Here is an 18,534-nt window from a genome sequence, read left to right as displayed (position 1 = left end):
TTTGCGCAATCTGCGATGCCAATGCCCGGCAAGGCGGGGGGCAGTGCAGGCCACCAAGGTCTTGCGCAGCCCGGCAGGACGCAACGCGCATGCCGATGCACCACACCGCAGAGCCGCCCGGCCCGGATGCGGCGCCTGCAACGCCGATGTGCGCGACTGCGTAAACTCCACCGCTGGCGCTGCGCCACGTCGGAGGACATGTTGGTCTCGAGCTGGATCCTGCTGCTGGTGTCCCTGGGTTACGCAGCCCTGCTGTTCGGGGTGGCGTGGTGGGGCGACCGCCGCCCGCTGTATCCGGAGCGGCCGTGGCTGCGGCCGGCGGTCTACAGCCTGGCGCTGGCGGTGTATTGCTCGTCGTGGACCTTTTACGGCGCGGTCGGCTCGGCGGTGCGCAATGGCATCGGCTACCTGCCGATCTATCTGGGCCCGCTGCTGTTGCTGCTGTTCGGCTGGCGCATCATCGAGCGCCTGGCGCTGATCGCGCGCGCCGAAAATACCGTGTCCATCGCCGATTTCATCTCCTCGCGCTACGGCCGTTCGCGCCGGCTGGCCGCGTTGGTGGCGGTGATCGCACTGATCGGCATCGTTCCGTACCTGGCGCTGCAATACAAAGCGGTGGCGATGAGCCTGGAAGTGCTGACCGGGCATAGCAGCGCCGGGCGCGGCATCTTCGCCGACCCGGCGTTGTATGTGGCATTGCTGATGGCCTTGTTCGCCACCTTGTTCGGCACCCGCCAGGTCGACGCCACCGAACACCACCGCGGCATGATGCTGGCGATCGCGCTGGAGTCGGTGATCAAGCTGGTCGCCATCGTGGCGGTGGGGCTGTTCGCGTGGCTATGGTTGAGCGAGCACCAACTGCATATCGCCGATTCGGCGCGCACGCTGTTCGAGCACACGCCGTCGGTGGGCTTCATTTCGCAGACGCTGCTGAGTTTTCTGGCCGTGATCTGCCTGCCGCGCCAGTTCCATGTGGCGGTGGTCGAATGCAGCGACGTTGGCGATATCCGCCGTGCGCGTTGGTTCTTCGGCGCCTATCTGGTGATCATCTCGGCGATGGTGGTGCCGATCGCCTCGGCAGGCATCGCACTGTTCGGCAAGGGCAGTGCGGTGGTCGACGATGCGGTGGTGCTGGCCCTGCCACTGAGCCAGGGCAACACGGTGCTGGCGCTGGTGGCGTATGTGGGCGGGTTTTCGGCGGCCACCGGCATGGTGATCGTGGCCAGCATCGCGCTGGCCACCATGGTCAGCAACGACCTGGTGATGCCGGTGCTGCTGCGTCGCCGCGGCAGCGCCGATGCGCGCGCGGCGGTGGCCTCGCGCGTGTTGTGGATCCGACGTGTTGCCATCTTGCTGCTGGCGCTCATTGCCTATGGGTATCACCGCAGCGTGGCCAACGACACCACGCTGGCTGCGTACGGGTTGATGGCATTTGCCGCGGTGGCGCAGTTTGCGCCCGGTGTGATCGGCGGGCTGTATTGGCGCGGTGCCAGCCGCAAGGGCGTGGAGACCGGCATGGCGCTCGGCTTCATGACCTGGATCTACACGCTGCTGCTGCCGGCGGCCACGCGCGCCGGCTGGCTGCAGACCGACTGGCTGGTGGACGGGCCCTTCGGTATCGCCTGGCTGCAGCCGCAGCAGCTGTTCGGCATGCGCGGCTGGGACCCGTTGGCGCATGGCACGTTCTGGTCGCTGCTGATCAACGTGGGCGCGATGATGCTGGTCTCTGCGCGCTGGCGTCCCGGCGTGGACGAACGGCTGCGTGCAGCGCCGTTCCTGGATCCGTACGCGCAGCGCCCGGCGGTGGCCGGCGACTGGCCGGGACATGTGCGCGTGGCCGATCTGCAGGCGCTGGCCGAGCGTGTGGTGGGCGAGCGGCACGCGCATCGCGCTTTCGTCGACCAGGCGGTGCTGCTGGAACGCGAGCTGCAGCCCACCGTGGTGGCCGACCGCGCCTGGGTACAGTTCACCGAACGCCTGCTCGCGGCCTCCATCGGCGCCGCCTCCGCGCGCCTGGTGCTGACCAGCCTGTTGCGCGGTTCGGGCATGGAACTGGGCGAAGTGGTGGCAGTGCTGGACGAAGCCGGCCAGGAGCTGCGCTTCAATCGCGAGATCTTGTCCACCACGCTGGAAAACATCAGCGCCGCGGTCAGCGTGGTCGACCCGGACATGCGCCTGACCGCCTGGAACCGGCGTTATCAGCAGTTGTTCGGCTATCCCGATGGCATGTTGTATGTGGGCCGGCCGGTGGCCGATCTGATCCGCTACAACGCCGAGCGCGGCGAACTGGGCGAGGGCGATATCGAAGACCAGATCGATCGGCGTATCCGGCATATGCGCGCCGGCTCGCCGCATGTGTTCGAACGCACCCGCAGCGACGGCAAGGTGATCGAGATGCGTGGCCAGGCGCTGCCGGGCGGTGGCTACGTCACCAGCTACAACGACATCACCGACTACAAGCGCGCCGAACGCGCGTTGCTGGACGCCAACGAAAACCTGGAACAACGCGTGGCCGATCGTTCGCGCGAAGCCGAGCTGGCGCAACAATCCAAGACCCGCTTTCTGGCGGCCATCAGCCATGACGTGTTGCAGCCGCTCAACGCCGCACGCCTGTTCGCCTCGGCCTTGCGCGAGAGCCTTCAGCACAACGAAGAGCAGCGGCATCTGGCCGAACGCGTGGATGCCTCGCTGCGTGCGGCCGAAGAATTGCTCGACGGCTTGCTCGACGTCTCGCGCCTGGATGCCGGTGGATTGCGTCCCACGGTCGAGGATTTCGACGCCAGCGCGCTGATGCACGAGCTGGCCGCGCAATACGCGCCGGTGGCGGCCAGCCGTGGTCTTCAGCTACAGGTGCATGTGCGCCCGATCTGGGTGCGCAGCGACCGCCGCCTGCTGCGCCGGGTGATGCAGAACTTCCTGGCCAATGCGCTGCGCTACACGCGCCAGGGCCGCATCGTGCTGGGCATGCGCGGGCGCGGGCAGCAGGTGGAGCTGCAGGTGTGGGACACCGGCCCTGGCATCCCCGAGCACCACATGCGGCAGATCTTCGAAGAATTCCGCCGCTATCAGCAGCCCTTCGATTGGGGCGAGCAGGGCCTGGGCTTGGGCCTGTCGATTTGCCAACGCATCTCGCGCCTGCTCGACCACGACCTGAGCGCGCGCAGCCAGGTCGGCCGCGGCAGCATGTTCTCGATCCTGTTGCCGCGTGTGGCGCCGGTTCCGGCGGCACCGCTGTTGCCGGTGACGGCCGCACGTGCATCGCCCAGTGGCGATTCGCTGGCCGGCCTGCGCGTGCTGTGCGTGGATAACGACCGCGAAATTCTCGATGGCATGCGCGCGCTGCTCGGTCGCTGGCAGGTGGAGGTGATCACCGCCAGCACCGTGGACCAGGCACTGGAACGTGCGCGCGAACAGCCGGACCTGATGCTGGTGGATTACCACCTGCACGACCGCATGGATGGCCTGGACACGCTCGATGCCGTGCAAGCCGCCGCACCGGCGCCGATCGCCGGCGCCCTGCTCACGGCCGACGGCCGCGACGAACTCAAGCAGCTTGCGCGCGAACGCGGTTATCGGCTGTTGACCAAGCCGGTGAAACCGGCCTCGTTACGCGCGTTCCTGAGCGCCTACCACGATGCAAAGACACGCTGACAGGTGCGGCTGCAGCGTAGGAGCGTGCCTGCGCGCGATTGGGCATTACCGATAACGCTCCGTCGCGCGCAGGCACGCTCCTACGAGGAGAGGTGCTTACGCCGCGCCGCTCAGGTGCTCGTAGAGAATCACGCTGCCGACGATCACCAGGATCAGTCCACCCAGGATTTCGGCGCGCTTGCCGATCAGATTGCCCAGCGCGCGGCCCAGCATCACTCCGGCAGTGACCATGCTGAAGGTGCACAGGCCCACCACCACCGCCACCACGCCGATATGCACGTCAAGAAACGCCAGGCTGACGCCGACCGCCATCGCATCGATGCTGGTGGCAAAGCCGGTGGTGGCCAAGCCCAGCACGCCATGCCGTTTTGGCGTGTCGGAGGCTGCGTCTTCGGCCTCTTCCGGCCCGTTGCGCAGGCCGGCCACGATCATGTGCGTGCCCAATGCGCCCAGCAGCACGAAGGCGATCCAGTGATCGTAGGCAGACACATAACTGGATGCGGCACGGCCCAGCAGCCAGCCGATCACCGGAGTGATGGCTTCGATGCAGCCGAAGATCAGGCCGGCGCGTAGCGCATCGCGCCACTGCGGTTTGCGCATCGCCGCGCCCTTGCCGATCGCCGCGGCAAACGCATCGGTCGACATCGCAAAACCGATCAACACAATGGAAAAAGGAGACATCGACACTCTCGGGTTGGGCACGGTCACAACGGCATGCGCCCGCGCCAACCGTCGTCGTGCACGCATGCCGCTGGTCTCGCCAAACCGAACTGGTTGCCTGCACCACGGCGCACTGGCCGAGTATGTTGATGCAGGCGCTTTCGATGCACGAAAGCAGGCTACTCCCCAAGGGGCGCGCAGTGTACCAACGCATTGCCGCGTTCGGTGCGTTTGCACTGCACGCGAAGGTCGGTCTGATCTTTATAGCCGTGGCTATCCGGGCGCCATGCGTGCGGCCTGCCCGCTTCTTCAAGCTGGCCAATAAGTGTGCATTTCTTACATCGCAGGCATCGACGTGCGGCGCAGTGGCAGCACGGGCGATGCGGCATCGCGCAGGAGCCGGGCGCCTGGAAACGCGTATGGCAGGCGACGGCGCGAGTGCCGGGCGTGCACGTGGCTAGTGCAGCGCGCTGGAAATCTCGGCGGTTGCCGCACACAGGGCCTGCAACGCCGCTTGCGGGCTCACCAGCGCAGGGCGCCGTTCGATGAAGGGCACCGTGAGCGTGTAGCTGGCGCTGCCGCGTTGCAGGATCGGTGCAGTCAGATCGACCACGCCCACCACTGCCTCGCTGGGCTGCATGGCATAGCCATCGCGGCGCGCCTGCGCGGCGGCGGCCAGGAACTGCGCGCGCTCGAATGGCACGTCGCTGGCTTCGAGCATGTCCAGCCAGCGCGCCTGCACCTCCGGCTGCTGGAAGGCGAACAGCACCAGCCCGGAGCTGGAATGCGTCAACGGGCGACGATGCCCCGGGCGCACCACCAGGCCCAGGTCGCTGGGCACGTCCATTTGCGCGATCACCACGATCTGGTCGCCGGACGGCGCCACCAGGTGGCAGGGCTGGGAGATCGCATCGGACAGCCGCCGCATCACCGGCAACGCGGCCTCGCTGATGCTCTGCACGTGCGGCTGCTGCATGCCGAGCATGAACAGCCGGTTGGTCAGCACGTAATCGCCTTCGCCATCGCGCGTGAGGTAGCCGCGCTCTTCCAGCACCTGCAGCATGCGAAAGATCTCCCCGCGCGAGCGCCCGATACCCTGCGAGATCGCGCCCATGCTCATCGGCTGCGCCTGGCGGGCGAGCAATTCCAGGATGTCCAGCCCCTTGTCCAGGGCGGGTGCGCGGTACTTGGCGGGTTCGGTGCTCATCCGTTTGCGGATCCAGGCAAGGTGCGGCGCGCCAGGGTACAGGCATCACAGGCACGGCGGCGGTGGAGGTCTCTTCGTGCAAATATAAACAAAGATTTTATATTTGCATGGCGCTGGTCTGCGCAGTACGCTCGCCCGATTGCAACGCAAGCGCCACAGCCTTGGGAGGGGAACGGTCGCATGCATCACAGTGACATTGCCGCGTCGCCGCGCGGCAGCCTGGCGCGCACCGCCATGGTTCCGCTGTTGTTGATCGTCAGCCTGTTTTTTTTGTGGGGCATGGCCAACAACCTCAACGACATCCTGATCAAGCAGTTCAAGAAGGCGTTCGAGCTGACCGACCTGCAGGCCGGGCTGGTGCAGAGCGCGTTCTACATGGGCTATTTCGTGTTTGCGATGCCGGCGGCGATGTTCATGCGCCGCTACAGCTACAAGGCCGCGGTAGTGCTGGGCCTGCTGCTGTACGCCTGCGGTGCGTTCCTGTTCTATCCGGCCGCGCAGGTGCACACCTACTGGCTGTTCCTGCTGGCGCTGTTCGTGATCGCCAGCGGCCTGGCGTTCCTGGAAACCACGGCCAACCCGCTGGTGACCGTCCTCGGTCCGGCCGATGGCGCGGCGCGACGCCTGAATCTTGCGCAGGCGTTCAACCCGCTGGGCTCGATTACCGGCGTGCTGGTCGGCCAGCACTTCATCTTCTCTGGCGTGGAGCACACCCCGGCCGAACTGGCAGCGATGGCGCCGGCCGCGCGCGAGGCGTTCTTCGCGACCGAATCGGCGGCCGTGCAGATGCCCTACCTGATCATCGGTGCGGTGGTGGTGCTGTGGGCGATCCTGATCGCGCTGGTGCGTTTTCCCAGCGGCGCGCCGGAGGCAGACACCGGCGTTGCGCCCAGGCGCGCACGCTTCGGCGAACTGCTGCGTAACCGCTTGTTCGTGTTTGCGGTGGTGGCGCAGTTCTTTTACGTGGGCGCGCAGGTCGGCATCTGGAGTTATCTGATCCGCTATCTGCAGGACGCAGTGCCTGGCACGCCGGAAAAAACCGCTGCGACCTATCTGACCATCTCGCTGGTGCTGTTCATGGCCGGCCGCTTCATCGGCACTGCGCTGTTGCGTTACCTGGCGCCTGCGAAGCTGTTGGCAAGTTTTGCCGTGATCAATCTGGTCTTGTGCGCGGTGGCCATCGCGCTACCCGGCTGGACCGGGCTGTACGCGCTGGTGGCGGCCAGCGTGTTCATGTCGGTGATGTTCCCGACCATTTTTGCGCTGGGCCTGGACGGCATGCACGACGATGCCCGCAAGCTGGGCTCGTCCATGCTGGTGATGTCCATCATCGGCGGTGCCTTGCTTACGGCGGCGATGGGCGCGGTATCGGATATGGCCGGCATCCACTGGGCGATGGTGGTGCCGGGTGCGTGCTTTGCGGTGATTTTGTCGTTCGCGTTGCGCGCACGTCGCGCGGCGCCCGTCGTTGCAGGAGCCTGAGCATGCCGCGTCTTTGTTATGTGCTGGATCTACACGACGATGCAGCGCTGATCGCCGAGTACGAGCGCTGGCATCAGCCCACCGAGGTGTGGCCGGAGGTAGTGGCCTCGCTGCAGCAGGCCGGCATCCTGGAATTGGAGATCTTTCGCAGCGGCGACCGGCTGGTGATGCTGATGGAGGTCAGCGAGGACTACGACCCGGCCGCCAAAGCCGCGCGCGATGCCGCCGACCCGCGCATCCAGGCGTGGGAGCAGTTGATGTGGCGGTTTCAGAAACCGCTGCCCGGCAGCGCCCCAGGCGAGAAATGGCGGCAGGCCGGGCGGATCTTTGCGCTGGGCGAGGCGATCCACGCGCAGCGCTAAGAGCGCCCTCATCCGCCCTGCGGGCACCTTCTCCCGCAGGCGGGAGAAGGGCATGCTCCGCGTTGATCCAGGCGTGGCAGGTTTAGCCAGCTGTTGGCTGTTCTGCATGGCCGAAAGCTCAGGCCGAGATGTGTCAATCCGAATTGCCGAGCGGTCCCGGACCGCTCCTTCTCCCGCGCGCGGGAGAAGGTGCCCGAAGGGCGGATGAGGGAACGCGGGCTCAGGTCTTGGCGCTGGCCGCCAGATCCTCAACCCAGAACCGTCCACCCGGATAGCTGAACTCCGCGATCGAGGCGGCGTGCATTTCTGCGGAGAAACCAGCCGCTTCCGGGGCGAGATAGCGGCCGTGGCGAATGCGCACCGGGTCCAGGAAGTGTTGGTGCAGGTGGTCGACGAATTCGATGGCGCGGTCTTCCATCTTGCCGGTGATGGCCACGAAATCGGCCATGGCCAGATGCTGCACCAACTCGCACAGACCGACACCGCCGGCATGCGGGAACACGCGCACGTTGAACTTGGCGGCCAGCAGCAGGATGGCGAGATTCTCGTTGACCCCGCCCACGCGCGCGGCATCGATCTGGATCAGGTCCACCGCACCGGCCTGCAGCAACTGCTTGAACACCACGCGGTTCTGCGTGTGTTCGCCGGTAGACACCGGCACCGGAGCGATGCCCTGGCGGATGGCGGCATGGCCGAGCACGTCGTCCGGGCTGGTGGGTTCTTCGATCCAGGCAATGTCGAATTCGGCCAGCTGGCGCATCCAGTCGATCGCAGGGCCCACGTCCCAGCGCTGATTGGCATCGACCGCCATGGCGATATCCGGGCCGATCGCTTCGCGCGCCAGGCGGCAGCGACGGATGTCGTCGCGCACGTTGGCGCCAACCTTGAGCTTGATGGTGCGGAAGCCGTCGGCCACCGCTTCCTTGGCCAGCCGCACCAGCTTCTCGTCCGAGTAGCCGAGCCAGCCGGGCGAGGTGGTGTAGGCGGGGTAGCCTTGCTCAATCAGCCGCGCGATGCGCTGCGCGCGCTGCGGCTGCGCAGCGCGCAGGATGGCCAGCGCTTCGTCGCGGGTGAGCGCGTCGGTGAGGTAGCGGAAGTCGATGGTGTCGACCAACTGCTCGGGCGTGAGTTCGGCGATGAAGCGCCACAGCGGCTTTTTCGCCGCGCGTGCGGCCAGGTCCCAGGCGGCGTTGATCACCGCGCCGATGGCCATGTGCATCACGCCCTTTTCCGGGCCCAGCCAGCGCAGCTGCGAGTCGTTGGTGAGCCGGCGCGCGAATGCGCCCAGATCGGCGATGACCTCGTCGACCGACAGGCCAACCACATGCTCGGCCAGGGCCGCCACCGCGGCGGTCTGCACGTCGTTGCCGCGGCCGATGGTGAACACCAGGCCGTAACCGGCCAGGTCATCGGCTGCATCGGTGCGCAGCACCACATAGGCGGCCGAGTAATCCGGATCCGGGTTCATCGCGTCCGACCCATCGAGCTCGCGCGAGGTGGGGAAGCGGACGTCATGGGTTTCGAGGGCGATGATGGTGCGCATGAAAGTCCTGGCGGTGGATGGCGGGAAATGGAACGGATGGGAAAAAGTGGCTGGAAGAACTAAGTGACGAAGAAATACGTGAGCGGAGAAGTGCGTTTAAGCCCCTCTCCCACCTGGGAGAGGGGTTGGGGTGAGGGTACGAATGCGTAGCGCCAGGGATGTGGAGGCGCTGCAGTGACTCATGCCTTTGCAACGCAGCCCAATAAATCGATCGCACAACCAGCTGTGTATTGCCATCGAAGCGCTACACCGTTTTTGAAATGCAACGCGGCGGCAAACTCCGCAAGAGCAACGTGCTTGTGATGCGTCAGCATGAGCGTCTACATGTCAGACCAAACAACAGACGGCATGACATCGAATTGCGCGACTCCGTGGCTACGTACCCTCACCCCAACCCCCGCTCCGCGCCCCGGCCCGCGCCAGCAACGCGGGCGCTTCAAGGCACGCGCACCAATGGCGCGCAAGCTGTGCCTTGGCGCCCCGATGGGAGAGGGGCTTTGCGTTGTCGTGCGATTCGAGTTGCGTGAGTCCTTCGGCTTTCGCGCAAGAAAAATTCTTAGGGGTGGTACGCAATGTAGTGCAGTGCTACCTCAATCCTTCTAGAGAACCTCAAGCCGCATCGCGCGGGTGCGCCACCACCGGCTGGCGCTGACGACCCAGGCCTTCGATCTCCAGCTCCATCACATCGCCGGGCTTGAGGTAGACCGGCGGCTTCTGGCCCAGGCCCACGCCCGGCGGCGTGCCGGTGCTGATCACATCGCCCGGCATCAGCGTCATATAGCGGCTGATGTGGCTGACCAGTTCGGCCACGCCGAACACCATCGTGCGCGTGCTGCCGTTCTGGTAGCGGTGGCCGTTGACCTCCAGCCACATCGACAGGTTCTGCGGGTCGGCGATTTCGTCGCGGGTGACCAGCCACGGGCCGATCGGGCCGAAGGTGTCCGCGCTCTTGCCCTTGACCCACTGGCCGCCATGTTCGAGCTGGAACTCGCGCTCGGACAGGTCGTTGATCACCGCGTAGCCAGCCACATGGTTCAGCGCTTGCTCCACCGATACATCGCGCGCCACATCGCCGATCACCACGCCCAGCTCCACTTCCCAATCGCTCTTCACCGAGCCGCGCGGGATGATCACCGTGTCATTGGGGCCGCACACCGCCGTGGTGGCTTTCATGAAAAGAATCGGCATCTTGGGCACTTCCATGCCCGATTCGGCGGCGTGGTCGGCATAGTTCAAGCCTACGCAGATGAACTTGCCGATGCGGCCCACGGCGGCGCCGTAACGCTGCTCGCCTTCGATCACCGGCAGCGCAGAGACATCCAGCGCGCGCAGCTTGTCCAATCCGGCGTTGGTGAGATGCTCGCCGGCCACGTCGTCGATCACACCGCTGAGGTCGCGGATGCGGCCTTCGCTGTCGATCAGGCCAGGGCGTTCGTGGCCTTCGGCGCCAATGCGTACGAGTTTCATGCGGTCTTCCTTTGCAGATGAGAAGGGGAGCGGCTAGCAAACCTAGCGCGCATGCATCGGGTGGGTAAGGACGGTGTGCGCATCCTGACGCAGACACATGCGACAGATCGCGTCACGCGATCGCTGCGCCTGCGTGTGTGGCGGGCGGCCGCATGCGTCGTTGCCGTGCTCAGTTGGACCAGCCGCCATCGATGATGTGGGTCTGGCCGGTGGTGAACGACGATTCGTCCGAAGCCAGGTACACCACCAGCTGCGCAATCTCGCGTGGGTCGCCCAGGCGGCCCATCGGTTGGCGGTCGGTGAAGCTCTTCCACACCGCCTGTTCGTCGCCGCCCAGGGCCTTGACGCGTTCGCCCAGCGACGGCGTCTTGATGGTGCCCGGGCAGATCGCGTTGCAACGCACGCCCTGCGCAACGTAGTCGGCCGCGATCGCCTTGCTCAGGCCGATCACCGCGGCCTTGGTCACGCCGTACACGAAGCGGTTGGGCACGCCCTTGATGCTGGAAGCCACCGAGGACATGTTGATGATGCTGCCGCGGCCGCGTTCGAGCATGCCCGGCAACACCGCCTTGCAGGTGTAGTACATCGCATCGACATTGATCGAGAACGAGCGGCGCCATGCCGGCTCGTCGCAGTCGAGAATGCTGCCCTGATGCACGAAGCCGGCGCAGTTGAACAGCACGTCGAACGGGCCGTGTGCGGCGATCAATGCGTTGATCGCGGCGGCGTCGGTGACGTCGAGCAGCTGGGTGGTGATGGCATCGGATTCGGCGGCCAGCGCCTGCAAGGCCGCGGCGTCGATGTCGGTGGCAATCACCTGTGCACCGGCGCGTGCACAGGCCAGCGCGCTTTCGCGCCCGATGCCGGCGCCGGCGGCGGTGATCAGGCAGCGCTTGCCCTGCAGGCGGGTGTTGGGTGTGGTGGAGATCGAGACAGTCATACCGATGAGGTTCCGTGGGTGGGGGCCGCCGGCCGTGGCAGACGATAGAACGTGCGTGCGTTGTCGCCGAAGATGGCTGCCGCGTGCTCGGCGGCATGCCGGGTGACGAGTTGCTGGGCGAGCGCGAACCAGTGCGCGTAGTCGGCGCGCAGGGTCAGCACCGGCCAGTCGCTGCCCCATAGCAGCCGCTGCGCGCCGAAGCGGGCGAACAGGTGCGCCACATACGGCTCCAGCGCGTCCACGCCCGCGCCGCGCGCGGCTTCGGTCAGCAGGCCGGAGAGTTTGCAATGCACAGTGGGATGCTGCGCCAGGGCCGCCATGCCGGCGGCCCAGGCAACGAACTCGCCGGCCGCAATCTGCGGCTTGCCGCCGTGATCGACCACCACGCGCAAGCCCGGATGGCGCTTCAAGCGCGCCTGCAGTGCCGGCACATGCACGGCACGAATCAGCGCATCGAAGGCCAGATCGTGCGCCAGCAGTGCATCGAAGGCGGCATCCAGGGCGGGACTGGCCAGCCAGTGCACGTCGGTGATGTCCTGCACCATCGGGCGCAGGCCCTTGAGTACGCCGCCGCCGGCATGCACAAGTGCGCCGATGCGTGCAGCGGCATCGGGCGCAGCGAAGTCCACCCAACCCACCACGCCGGCAATGCGCGCATCGTCGCGGGCCAGCTCGAACAGGTAACAGGTCTCGGCTTCGGTGGCGGCCGCCTGCACCACCACCACCTGACCGACATTGGCCGCGTCCAGCGCAGCGTTGACGTCACCCGGGCCGAAGTCGCGGTACAGCGGTGCCAGCTCGGGCGTCAGCCAGTGGTAATCGCCACGGGCCAGGTGCCAGAAATGCAGGTGCGCGTCGACCCGGCTCATGGCGTGGGCAACTCCGCTGCGAGCAGGCCCTCATTGCGCAGGCGTTGCCACAGTGCCGATGGCACCGGAGCCGCAAGCCGCGTGGCAGCCGATCGCACTTCGGCCACGGTGCGCATGCCGGCCACCACCGTGGTCACCGCCGGGTGCGCCAGCGGGAACTGCAAGGCGGCCGCGCCGATATCCACCCCGAACGCCGCGCAGGCCGCGTACAGCCGCTGCGCATGCTGCAGCGTGGCGGTATCGACCGGGGCGTAGTTGTAGGTGGCGCCGGGGCCGCGTGCGTCGCTGAGCAGGCCGGAGCTGTACGGGCCGGCCGACAGGATCGCCACATCGCGTTGCTGCGCCTGCTGCAGCAACGCGCGCGCGCCGTGCTGTTCCAGCAGGGTGTAGCGGCCGGCCAGCATCACGCAGTCGAGCGGAAAACGCGGCAACACCTCCAGTGCTACGTCCTGCTCGTTGACGCCCAGCCCGATCGCCCCGCAGGCACCGGCCGCCTTGAGCTCCGCCATCGCCGGCAAGGCCTCCTCCAAGGCCTGGCGCAGCACGTTGGCGTGGTTGTCGCCGTGGGTCAGCGCGCCGATGTCGTGCAGCAGCAGCACGTCGATGTAGTCGGTGCCCAGGCGCTGCAGGCTGGAGTCGAACGCCCGGCGTACGCCGTCGGCGCTGTAGTCGAACTCGGCACGCCGCCCGGCCACCGCAAAACCGTCGCGCCCGGCAACGGCGTGGGCGTCGTCGTAGACGCAACGGCCAACCTTGGTCGACAGCGTGTAGTCCGCGCGCGGCACACCGGCCAGGCCACGACCCAGACGCGCTTCGCTCAGCCCGTAGCCGTAGTAGGGCGCGGTATCGAAATGGCGAATGCCGGCCTCGAACGCGCCTGCGACCGCTGCCAGTGCGTCTGCTTCGTCCACTTCCGTGTACAGGTTGCCGATCGGGGCTGCACCGAAGCCCAGTGCAGACAGCTGCACGTCCGTGCCGCCCAGACGCTGCCGCGCCACGCCGCTCATGCGCGCCGCTCCGCGAGCAGGGCGCAGGTGCGGGGGCTTGAAGAATCCGTCGAGCAGAAGCTGAGCATTGCAACGTCCACCATCCGGCAGGTGCCGGACTGTTCGCATATGAATATGGCAATCATCAATGAACAGATCACGCTGCAGTGCAGCATTGCGGTGCCCGGGCCTGCACACCGTCGTGAGGCCGGCGGCGCTATGTCGGATTTCGCAACTGGCATGACCAGTTCCTATAACGCCCGGCCTGCGGTTGCGGCATGAAAGCCGGTGCGGCTAGATACCTGCCTTCTTCGACGAAGCTGACGCATGGCAGACACGACACGGCGGGACTTGTTCAAGGGGCTGGCTGCCGGCGCACTGGTCGCGCCGCTGGCGGCCGCGGCCCAGGCGTCGACGCCACAGTGCGCAGGCACCCCGCCATGGGCGCGCGGTGTGGAGGGGCAGCGCAAGGCGGATCTGGGCAACGGCACCTATCTCAATCCCATCGTGGCCGGCGATCACCCCGACCCCACCATCCTCAAGGATGGCGACGACTACTACATGACGTTTTCGTCGTTCTTTTCCTACCCGGGCATCGTGCTGTGGCATTCCACCGATCTGGTCAACTGGACCCCGATCGGCCCGGCGTTGCATCAGGGGCTGGGCACGATCTGGGCGCTGGACCTGTGCAAGCACAACGGTCGCTACTACATCTACATCCCGGCCAATCCGGACGACACCGGCTGGTCGATCTTCGTGATCTGGGCCGACGACATCCGCGGGCGGTGGAGCGCACCGATCGACCTGAAGATCGCCGGCTGCATCGATCCCGGTCACGTGGTCGGCGAAGACGGCAAGCGCTATCTGTTCGTCAACGGCATCCGCAAGGTACGCCTGCGCGATGACGGCCTGGCCACCGACGGACAGCTGGAACCGGCCTACGCGCCGTGGCGCTATCCCGACCACTGGGTGGTGGAGAATTTCGCGCCCGAGGGCCCCAAGCTGACCTGGCACGATGGGTGGCTGTACCTGGTCACCGCCGTCGGCGGCACTGCCGGGCCGGTGACCGGGCACATGGTCATCGCCGCGCGTTCGCGCTCGGTGCATGGGCCGTGGGAACACTGCCCGCGCAACCCGCTGGTGCGCACCCAATCGGACCAGGAGCCGTGGTGGTCGCGTGGGCATGCCACGCTGGTGGAAGGGCCGCGCGGCGACTGGTGGATGGTCTATCACGGCTACGAAAACGGCTTTCGCACGCTGGGGCGGCAGACCTTGCTGGAGCCGATCGAGTGGACGGCCGACGGCTGGTTTCGCGCCACTGGCGGCGATCTGTCCAAACCATTACGCACACCGGCACGCGTGCCTGCCGCCGGCATGGTGCCGGCGACGGGGTTGGCGTTGTCCGACGATTTTTCCAGCGACAGGTTCGGCACCCAATGGAGCCTGCATGCGCCCAAGCCCGGCGAACAGGCGCGGGTGCGGCGCGCGAACAAGGCGCTGACGCTGGCCTGTGCGGGCAGCTCGCCGATCGACAGCACGCCACTGACCTGCGGCGTGCCCGATCGCGCCTACATGGCAGAGGTGACGCTGGAACTGGTCGGCAATGCCGAAGGCGGCATTGTGTTGTTCTATAACCACAAGGCCTTCGTCGGCATCGGCTTCACTGCCGACAGCATGAAGACCTACGAATATTCCGAAGAACTGGTCTGGGCACGCGCACCCAACACGCATCGGCGCATTCGCGTGCGGCTGACCAACGATCACCAGGTCGTAGGGTTCGAGTATTCGGTCGATGAAGGCCGGCAATGGACGCGCCACCCCACCCGCATGGAAGTCTCCGGATTCCATCACAACGTGTTCGGCGGTTTTCTCAGCCTGCAGCTTGGCGTGTATGCCGCGCAGCAAGGCGAGGTGGTATTGCGCGATTTCCGCTATCGCGCGCTGAGCTGAGCGCGCATCACGCCACCCAGCGTGACAGTCAAATGGCGAGGCCCGGGGGGACCTCGCCGTCAGGCGTAACAGCGACCATCGAGGCCTTGCGCACAGCGTCAGCGGGATGCGGACGGCGTCAAGAATCGACATGGATACGCGGTACATGCCGATTCCGTACGCCGGCCTGCTCCATCTGGCAGCGACGCGGTCGCTCTATCGATCGCAGTTAACCGCAGCAGTAGCAGACGTTGCCCTGGCCCAGGTCGCCGCCGAATTCCGGACACTCGGCTTTGCAGGCCCATGCACTACACGATTCGACTTTCGGCTGTGCGTTATCGACCGCCATCACCTGGAAGGCACCGAAGCCGGTGCTGGCCAGAAAGGTCGCTGCCATCAACGCACTACGCAAGCTTACCCAACGCTTCTTCATGCATTACTCCTTCACCGTTGCAAAAGCCGCTGGCGCGTCCGTGCGGCGCAAGGCGGCAACGAGGTCCTGCACCCGCTCCGTGGTATCGAAAACGCCAAGATGCGAATGACGCACGCGCCCCTCCCCATCGATGGCCATCAGCAGCGGCACGTTGCGTGCGCGGAACAGCATCAGCGCGCGACGATCGGTCAACGTGACCACCGGGAAATCGAAACCGTGCACATGTGCGTAGCGCGCAGCCTGCGCGGCATCACAATGGCACACGCCCAGCAGCTGCGGCCGGCCGGGGAGGTTGGCCTGCAGCTGCCGCGCTGCCCGCAGCACGGTCGGTGCCGAGCGCTGGCAGTACGGGCAGGTGGTGGTGAAAAAGAACAGCACCTGCGCCGGCCCATGCGGCGCACCGAGCAGATGCCGTCGGCCATCGCCATCGGTCGCTTCGATACGCGGCACGTACATGCCGTCATACGGCGTGCTGATGCGCGTCTGCAGCCAGTGTTGCTGCACGCGTAGCTGCCGGTTCTGCCACGCCAGCACCGCAATCAATGCACAGGCCACCAGCAGGCCCATCCAGAGCCAGGGGAAACGTCGCGCCATGCCAGCTCCAAAGCGTCCTTGGTGCTCGAGCCTTGCCCAGGCATCAGCTCATGGTCAATGGTGATATCGACAACTGCGATGTCGCACGGTCTGCGGTTGTGGATGCGATCACGCCCCCGCGCTTGGGCTTGTCACTGACGCGTGGTGTCGCGATTGGCATTTGCGCAATCAGCGCGCCATGGAAGCGTGCATGCGGCATTGGCGTGGCAAGCGTAGGGAAGGCCGGATGACGGTGCGAGCGCACTGGCGCGTTCAAATCACCCAGCACGCTAAGCGGGCCCCACAGCAACGCCGCCACCAAGGCGAGCGAGCGCCTGTGGACGGTCGAGGTGCGTCGCCTCGCGTGCAGGCTGATCCGTAGGCCAGGCCAACGCCACCAGCAAGCACGACAGCACCACAAACACATCAGACCCTGCGCCATTGCCGCACGCGTCGCGCGACGCGCTGCCCACCATTCGGTCGAGCCCGCGCGTGGCATGCTGTGCGGCCCGGCGCGCGGGTACGCCGGTCTTTCAAGGATCACCTCATGCGTGCAATGGCGTTTTCCGTCCGGCTGTGTGTGCTGGCACTGTGTGCCTGCAGTGCTGCACAGGCCAATGACAGCAGTTTCGGCGACGACAATGGCACCATCCGCCTGCTGCATCAGCCCGACATCAGCATGGACCGCGAAGCGCTGTTGCTCAGCGAAGAACGCGTGCAAGTGGACTATGTGTTCACCAACACCAGCGAGCGCGACCTGAGCGTGCCGGTGGCCTTCCCGATGCCGCCGATGTACTTCGGCATGGCCGACCATAATGCGCTGAGCGATTTCAAGCTCTGGGCCGACGGCAAACCGGTTGCCACCACGCGCAAGCTGGTGGTGCTGCTGGATGACGGCAGCGACATCTCCACCGCGTTCGCCGCCACCGGCTGGACCCAGGACGATGTTGCCGCGTTCACCGAATCGGCCACGCCGCCGACGGGGCGCAAGCCGCTGCCCGCGCGCTGGGTCGATGGCGATGGGCAACCGCGTTTCACGCTCAACGCCTACTTCGTCTGGCAGCAGAAATTTCCTGCCAAGGCAAGCGTGCAGATCCGCCACACCTACACACCCAGCCTGTCTACCGGCGTCCCGCAGCCCAGCAGCTATTTGCTGAAGGCGTATGCAAAAGACACCTGCATCGAACCGGCGACCAAAGCCAGCATGCAGCGTCGTGAGGGCAAGTACGGGTTGGGATGGGCCAACCTGCGCTACGTGCTCACGACCGGCAAGAACTGGAACGGCCCGATCAAGGACTTCCAGCTGACCATCCGCAAGCAGGCGGCCAGCGACATCCTGAGCCTGTGTTTCGACGGCGACCTGAAAAAGATCGACCCGCTGACCTTCCAGTTCAAGCAGGCCAACTTCGTGCCGATGCGCGATTTGAACGTGTTGTTCGTGCGCGCACCGGAATAAACCGGACAAGCAGCAGGGCAGCCGGGCGCGACGAAGCGTCTTGCAACGCTCACCACGATCGTATGCGCCAACGCGCATCGGTTGTCTTCTGCAAATGAAGCGTTGCCGAGAACGCGCATCGTGCCCAGGTGCGCTCCTACGTTGGTGCCACGCTGCGTTGCATGGCACGTCCGTCGATTGCCCACCACCGATGACGGCCGAGGTGGCGGGAGCACGGGCACGAGCGCACCCGGACGCGGCCCAGCGTTACCGATCAACCCCAACGCACGCAGCCCTACACCTGCGCGCGTCAGTCTTCTTCCGGCGGCGGCAGCACGATGCCGTCGGCATCGATGGCGAGCTTGCCGGCCATCAGCACTGCCTGGGTGCGATTGGTGACGCCGAGCTTGCGCAGGATTGCGGTGACATGGGCCTTGATGGTGGCTTCGGATACGCCCAGGTCGTAGGCGATCTGTTTGTTGAGGCGCCCCGCGCCCAGCATCTGCAACACGCGAAATTGCTGTGGCGTGAGATCGCGCAGACGCTGGCCAACCTCGCGTTCCTCGCTGTCGGTCGGCGGCAGGTTTTGCGCTTCGGCCGGGATCCAGCGCTCGCCATCGAGCACGGTGGCCAGCGCCCGCCCGATGGTGTCCGAATCGGCGGATTTGGGAATGAAGCCGAACGCGCCGTGGTCGATCGCGCGCCGCATCACCGTGGGCTCTTCGCGTGCGGAGACCACCACCACCGGCAACTGCGGATGCAGCGAGCGCATGTGCACCAACGCGCTGAATCCCTGTGCGCCGGGCATGTTGAGATCCATCAGCAGCAGATCGGCGTCCGGCTGCGCATCGGCCAGGGTGTACAGCGCATCCACGTTATCGGCTTCGAACAGTTCGACCCCCGGCATCACGCGCTGCACCGCCCCGCGCAAGGCTTCACGGAACAGGGGATGGTCGTCGGCGATGAGCAGGGTGGTCATTGGGGGGCCGGGAATCGG

At 66.1% G+C, this 18,534-nt stretch carries 15 protein-coding genes, 1 pseudogene and 1 riboswitch; of the genes and pseudogenes, 5 read left to right on the top strand and 11 right to left on the bottom strand.

The features are described 5' to 3' along the window. The first annotated feature begins 198 nt into the window (after nucleotides 1-198). Nucleotides 199-3,651 carry a NahK/ErcS family hybrid sensor histidine kinase/response regulator gene (locus tag J7396_RS12615; RefSeq protein ID WP_029820741.1) on the top strand — a complete coding sequence of 1,151 codons (3,453 nt, stop codon included), beginning with the start codon at nucleotides 199-201 and terminating at the stop codon, nucleotides 3,649-3,651. 96 nt (nucleotides 3,652-3,747) lie between these two features. Here the strand turns inward: J7396_RS12615 and J7396_RS12610 are convergent, their stop codons facing one another. Both J7396_RS12610 and J7396_RS12605 read right to left on the bottom strand, forming a co-directional pair. Then, nucleotides 3,748-4,332: a manganese efflux pump MntP family protein gene (locus J7396_RS12610; protein WP_209261533.1), complete on the bottom strand. Its 585-nt coding sequence runs from the start codon at nucleotides 4,330-4,332 to the stop codon at nucleotides 3,748-3,750. A 12-nt stretch (nucleotides 4,333-4,344) separates the two neighbouring features. After that, nucleotides 4,345-4,505: riboswitch (yybP-ykoY riboswitch) on the bottom strand. Between the two features lie 263 nt (nucleotides 4,506-4,768). After that, nucleotides 4,769-5,518, bottom strand: a complete 750-nt coding sequence (locus J7396_RS12605; RefSeq protein ID WP_008571729.1) for a helix-turn-helix domain-containing protein — start codon at nucleotides 5,516-5,518, stop codon at nucleotides 4,769-4,771. A 180-nt stretch (nucleotides 5,519-5,698) separates the two neighbouring features. On the opposite strand from J7396_RS12605, the gene fucP reads away from it, so the two are divergent. After that, nucleotides 5,699-7,000 carry an L-fucose:H+ symporter permease gene (fucP, locus tag J7396_RS12600; protein ID WP_008571728.1) on the top strand — a complete coding sequence of 434 codons (1,302 nt, stop codon included), beginning with the start codon at nucleotides 5,699-5,701 and terminating at the stop codon, nucleotides 6,998-7,000. 2 nt (nucleotides 7,001-7,002) lie between these two features. After that, nucleotides 7,003-7,362 (top strand): L-fucose mutarotase, encoded by a 360-nt coding sequence (locus J7396_RS12595; RefSeq protein WP_008571727.1) that lies wholly within the window; start codon nucleotides 7,003-7,005, stop codon nucleotides 7,360-7,362. Between the two features lie 220 nt (nucleotides 7,363-7,582). Here the strand turns inward: J7396_RS12595 and J7396_RS12590 are convergent, their stop codons facing one another. The 6 genes and pseudogenes from J7396_RS12590 to J7396_RS12565 form a co-directional block, all read right to left on the bottom strand. After that, nucleotides 7,583-8,905: an L-fuconate dehydratase gene (locus J7396_RS12590; RefSeq protein WP_008576008.1), complete on the bottom strand. Its 1,323-nt coding sequence runs from the start codon at nucleotides 8,903-8,905 to the stop codon at nucleotides 7,583-7,585. A 609-nt stretch (nucleotides 8,906-9,514) separates the two neighbouring features. Beyond that, on the bottom strand, nucleotides 9,515-10,372 hold the full coding sequence (locus J7396_RS12585; RefSeq protein ID WP_008576006.1) for a fumarylacetoacetate hydrolase family protein: 858 nt from the start codon (nucleotides 10,370-10,372) through the stop codon (nucleotides 9,515-9,517). A gap of 169 nt (nucleotides 10,373-10,541) precedes the next feature. Then, nucleotides 10,542-11,312: an SDR family oxidoreductase gene (locus J7396_RS12580; RefSeq protein WP_008576004.1), complete on the bottom strand. Its 771-nt coding sequence runs from the start codon at nucleotides 11,310-11,312 to the stop codon at nucleotides 10,542-10,544. After that, nucleotides 11,309-12,181 carry an amidohydrolase family protein gene (locus J7396_RS12575; protein ID WP_008576002.1) on the bottom strand — a complete coding sequence of 291 codons (873 nt, stop codon included), beginning with the start codon at nucleotides 12,179-12,181 and terminating at the stop codon, nucleotides 11,309-11,311. The genes J7396_RS12580 and J7396_RS12575 overlap by 4 nt, the downstream gene beginning before the upstream one ends. Further along, nucleotides 12,178-13,188, bottom strand: coding sequence for an aldo/keto reductase (locus J7396_RS12570; protein WP_008576000.1), 1,011 nt, complete (start codon nucleotides 13,186-13,188; stop codon nucleotides 12,178-12,180). Before J7396_RS12570 ends, J7396_RS12575 begins: the two co-directional genes overlap by 4 nt. Continuing rightward, a pseudogene (locus J7396_RS12565) lies at nucleotides 13,185-13,422 on the bottom strand (hypothetical protein). The gene J7396_RS12570 and the pseudogene J7396_RS12565 overlap by 4 nt, the downstream one beginning before the upstream one ends. Nucleotides 13,423-13,494: 72 nt before the next feature. Here J7396_RS12565 and J7396_RS12560 point away from each other — a divergent pair. Continuing rightward, the gene (locus J7396_RS12560) at nucleotides 13,495-15,117 is read left to right on the top strand and encodes a family 43 glycosylhydrolase (protein ID WP_071117428.1); all 1,623 of its coding nucleotides are present in this window, start codon (nucleotides 13,495-13,497) and stop codon (nucleotides 15,115-15,117) included. Between the two features lie 208 nt (nucleotides 15,118-15,325). Here the strand turns inward: J7396_RS12560 and J7396_RS12555 are convergent, their stop codons facing one another. Both J7396_RS12555 and J7396_RS12550 read right to left on the bottom strand, forming a co-directional pair. Continuing rightward, nucleotides 15,326-15,529, bottom strand: coding sequence for a hypothetical protein (locus tag J7396_RS12555; RefSeq protein ID WP_005922076.1), 204 nt, complete (start codon nucleotides 15,527-15,529; stop codon nucleotides 15,326-15,328). 3 nt (nucleotides 15,530-15,532) lie between these two features. Then, the gene (locus J7396_RS12550; RefSeq protein ID WP_008575992.1) at nucleotides 15,533-16,096 is read right to left on the bottom strand and encodes a TlpA disulfide reductase family protein; all 564 of its coding nucleotides are present in this window, start codon (nucleotides 16,094-16,096) and stop codon (nucleotides 15,533-15,535) included. 553 nt (nucleotides 16,097-16,649) lie between these two features. Here J7396_RS12550 and J7396_RS12545 point away from each other — a divergent pair. Further along, a complete protein-coding gene (locus J7396_RS12545) occupies nucleotides 16,650-17,558 on the top strand; it encodes a DUF4424 domain-containing protein (RefSeq protein WP_209261532.1) in 909 nt (302 codons plus the stop codon). Between the two features lie 289 nt (nucleotides 17,559-17,847). Here the strand turns inward: J7396_RS12545 and J7396_RS12540 are convergent, their stop codons facing one another. Next, entirely contained in the window at nucleotides 17,848-18,516 is a 669-nt protein-coding gene (locus J7396_RS12540; protein ID WP_008575987.1) for a response regulator transcription factor, read from the bottom strand. Nucleotides 18,517-18,534: the final 18 nt, after the last annotated feature.

The sequence above is a fragment of the Xanthomonas sp. A1809 genome (assembly GCF_017746015.1).
Lineage (GTDB): Bacteria > Pseudomonadota > Gammaproteobacteria > Xanthomonadales > Xanthomonadaceae > Xanthomonas > Xanthomonas euvesicatoria.
This window is presented reverse-complemented; position numbering and strand designations above follow the sequence as displayed.

What these genes read in the sequence shown, in the direction of transcription:
- J7396_RS12550 (WP_008575992.1), bottom strand. Translation starts at nt 16,096, where the DNA reads ATGGGCCTGCTGGTGGCCTGTGCATTGATTGCGGTGCTGGCGTGGCAG.
- J7396_RS12555 (WP_005922076.1), bottom strand. Translation starts at nt 15,529, where the DNA reads ATGAAGAAGCGTTGGGTAAGCTTGCGTAGTGCGTTGATGGCAGCGACC.
- J7396_RS12545 (WP_209261532.1), top strand. Translation starts at nt 16,650, where the DNA reads ATGCGTGCAATGGCGTTTTCCGTCCGGCTGTGTGTGCTGGCACTGTGT.
- J7396_RS12570 (WP_008576000.1), bottom strand. Translation starts at nt 13,188, where the DNA reads ATGAGCGGCGTGGCGCGGCAGCGTCTGGGCGGCACGGACGTGCAGCTG.
- J7396_RS12615 (WP_029820741.1), top strand. Translation starts at nt 199, where the DNA reads ATGTTGGTCTCGAGCTGGATCCTGCTGCTGGTGTCCCTGGGTTACGCA.
- J7396_RS12540 (WP_008575987.1), bottom strand. Translation starts at nt 18,516, where the DNA reads ATGACCACCCTGCTCATCGCCGACGACCATCCCCTGTTCCGTGAAGCC.
- J7396_RS12580 (WP_008576004.1), bottom strand. Translation starts at nt 11,312, where the DNA reads ATGACTGTCTCGATCTCCACCACACCCAACACCCGCCTGCAGGGCAAG.
- J7396_RS12590 (WP_008576008.1), bottom strand. Translation starts at nt 8,905, where the DNA reads ATGCGCACCATCATCGCCCTCGAAACCCATGACGTCCGCTTCCCCACC.
- J7396_RS12560 (WP_071117428.1), top strand. Translation starts at nt 13,495, where the DNA reads ATGGCAGACACGACACGGCGGGACTTGTTCAAGGGGCTGGCTGCCGGC.
- fucP (WP_008571728.1), top strand. Translation starts at nt 5,699, where the DNA reads ATGCATCACAGTGACATTGCCGCGTCGCCGCGCGGCAGCCTGGCGCGC.
- J7396_RS12610 (WP_209261533.1), bottom strand. Translation starts at nt 4,332, where the DNA reads ATGTCTCCTTTTTCCATTGTGTTGATCGGTTTTGCGATGTCGACCGAT.
- J7396_RS12585 (WP_008576006.1), bottom strand. Translation starts at nt 10,372, where the DNA reads ATGAAACTCGTACGCATTGGCGCCGAAGGCCACGAACGCCCTGGCCTG.
- J7396_RS12605 (WP_008571729.1), bottom strand. Translation starts at nt 5,518, where the DNA reads ATGAGCACCGAACCCGCCAAGTACCGCGCACCCGCCCTGGACAAGGGG.
- J7396_RS12575 (WP_008576002.1), bottom strand. Translation starts at nt 12,181, where the DNA reads ATGAGCCGGGTCGACGCGCACCTGCATTTCTGGCACCTGGCCCGTGGC.
- J7396_RS12595 (WP_008571727.1), top strand. Translation starts at nt 7,003, where the DNA reads ATGCCGCGTCTTTGTTATGTGCTGGATCTACACGACGATGCAGCGCTG.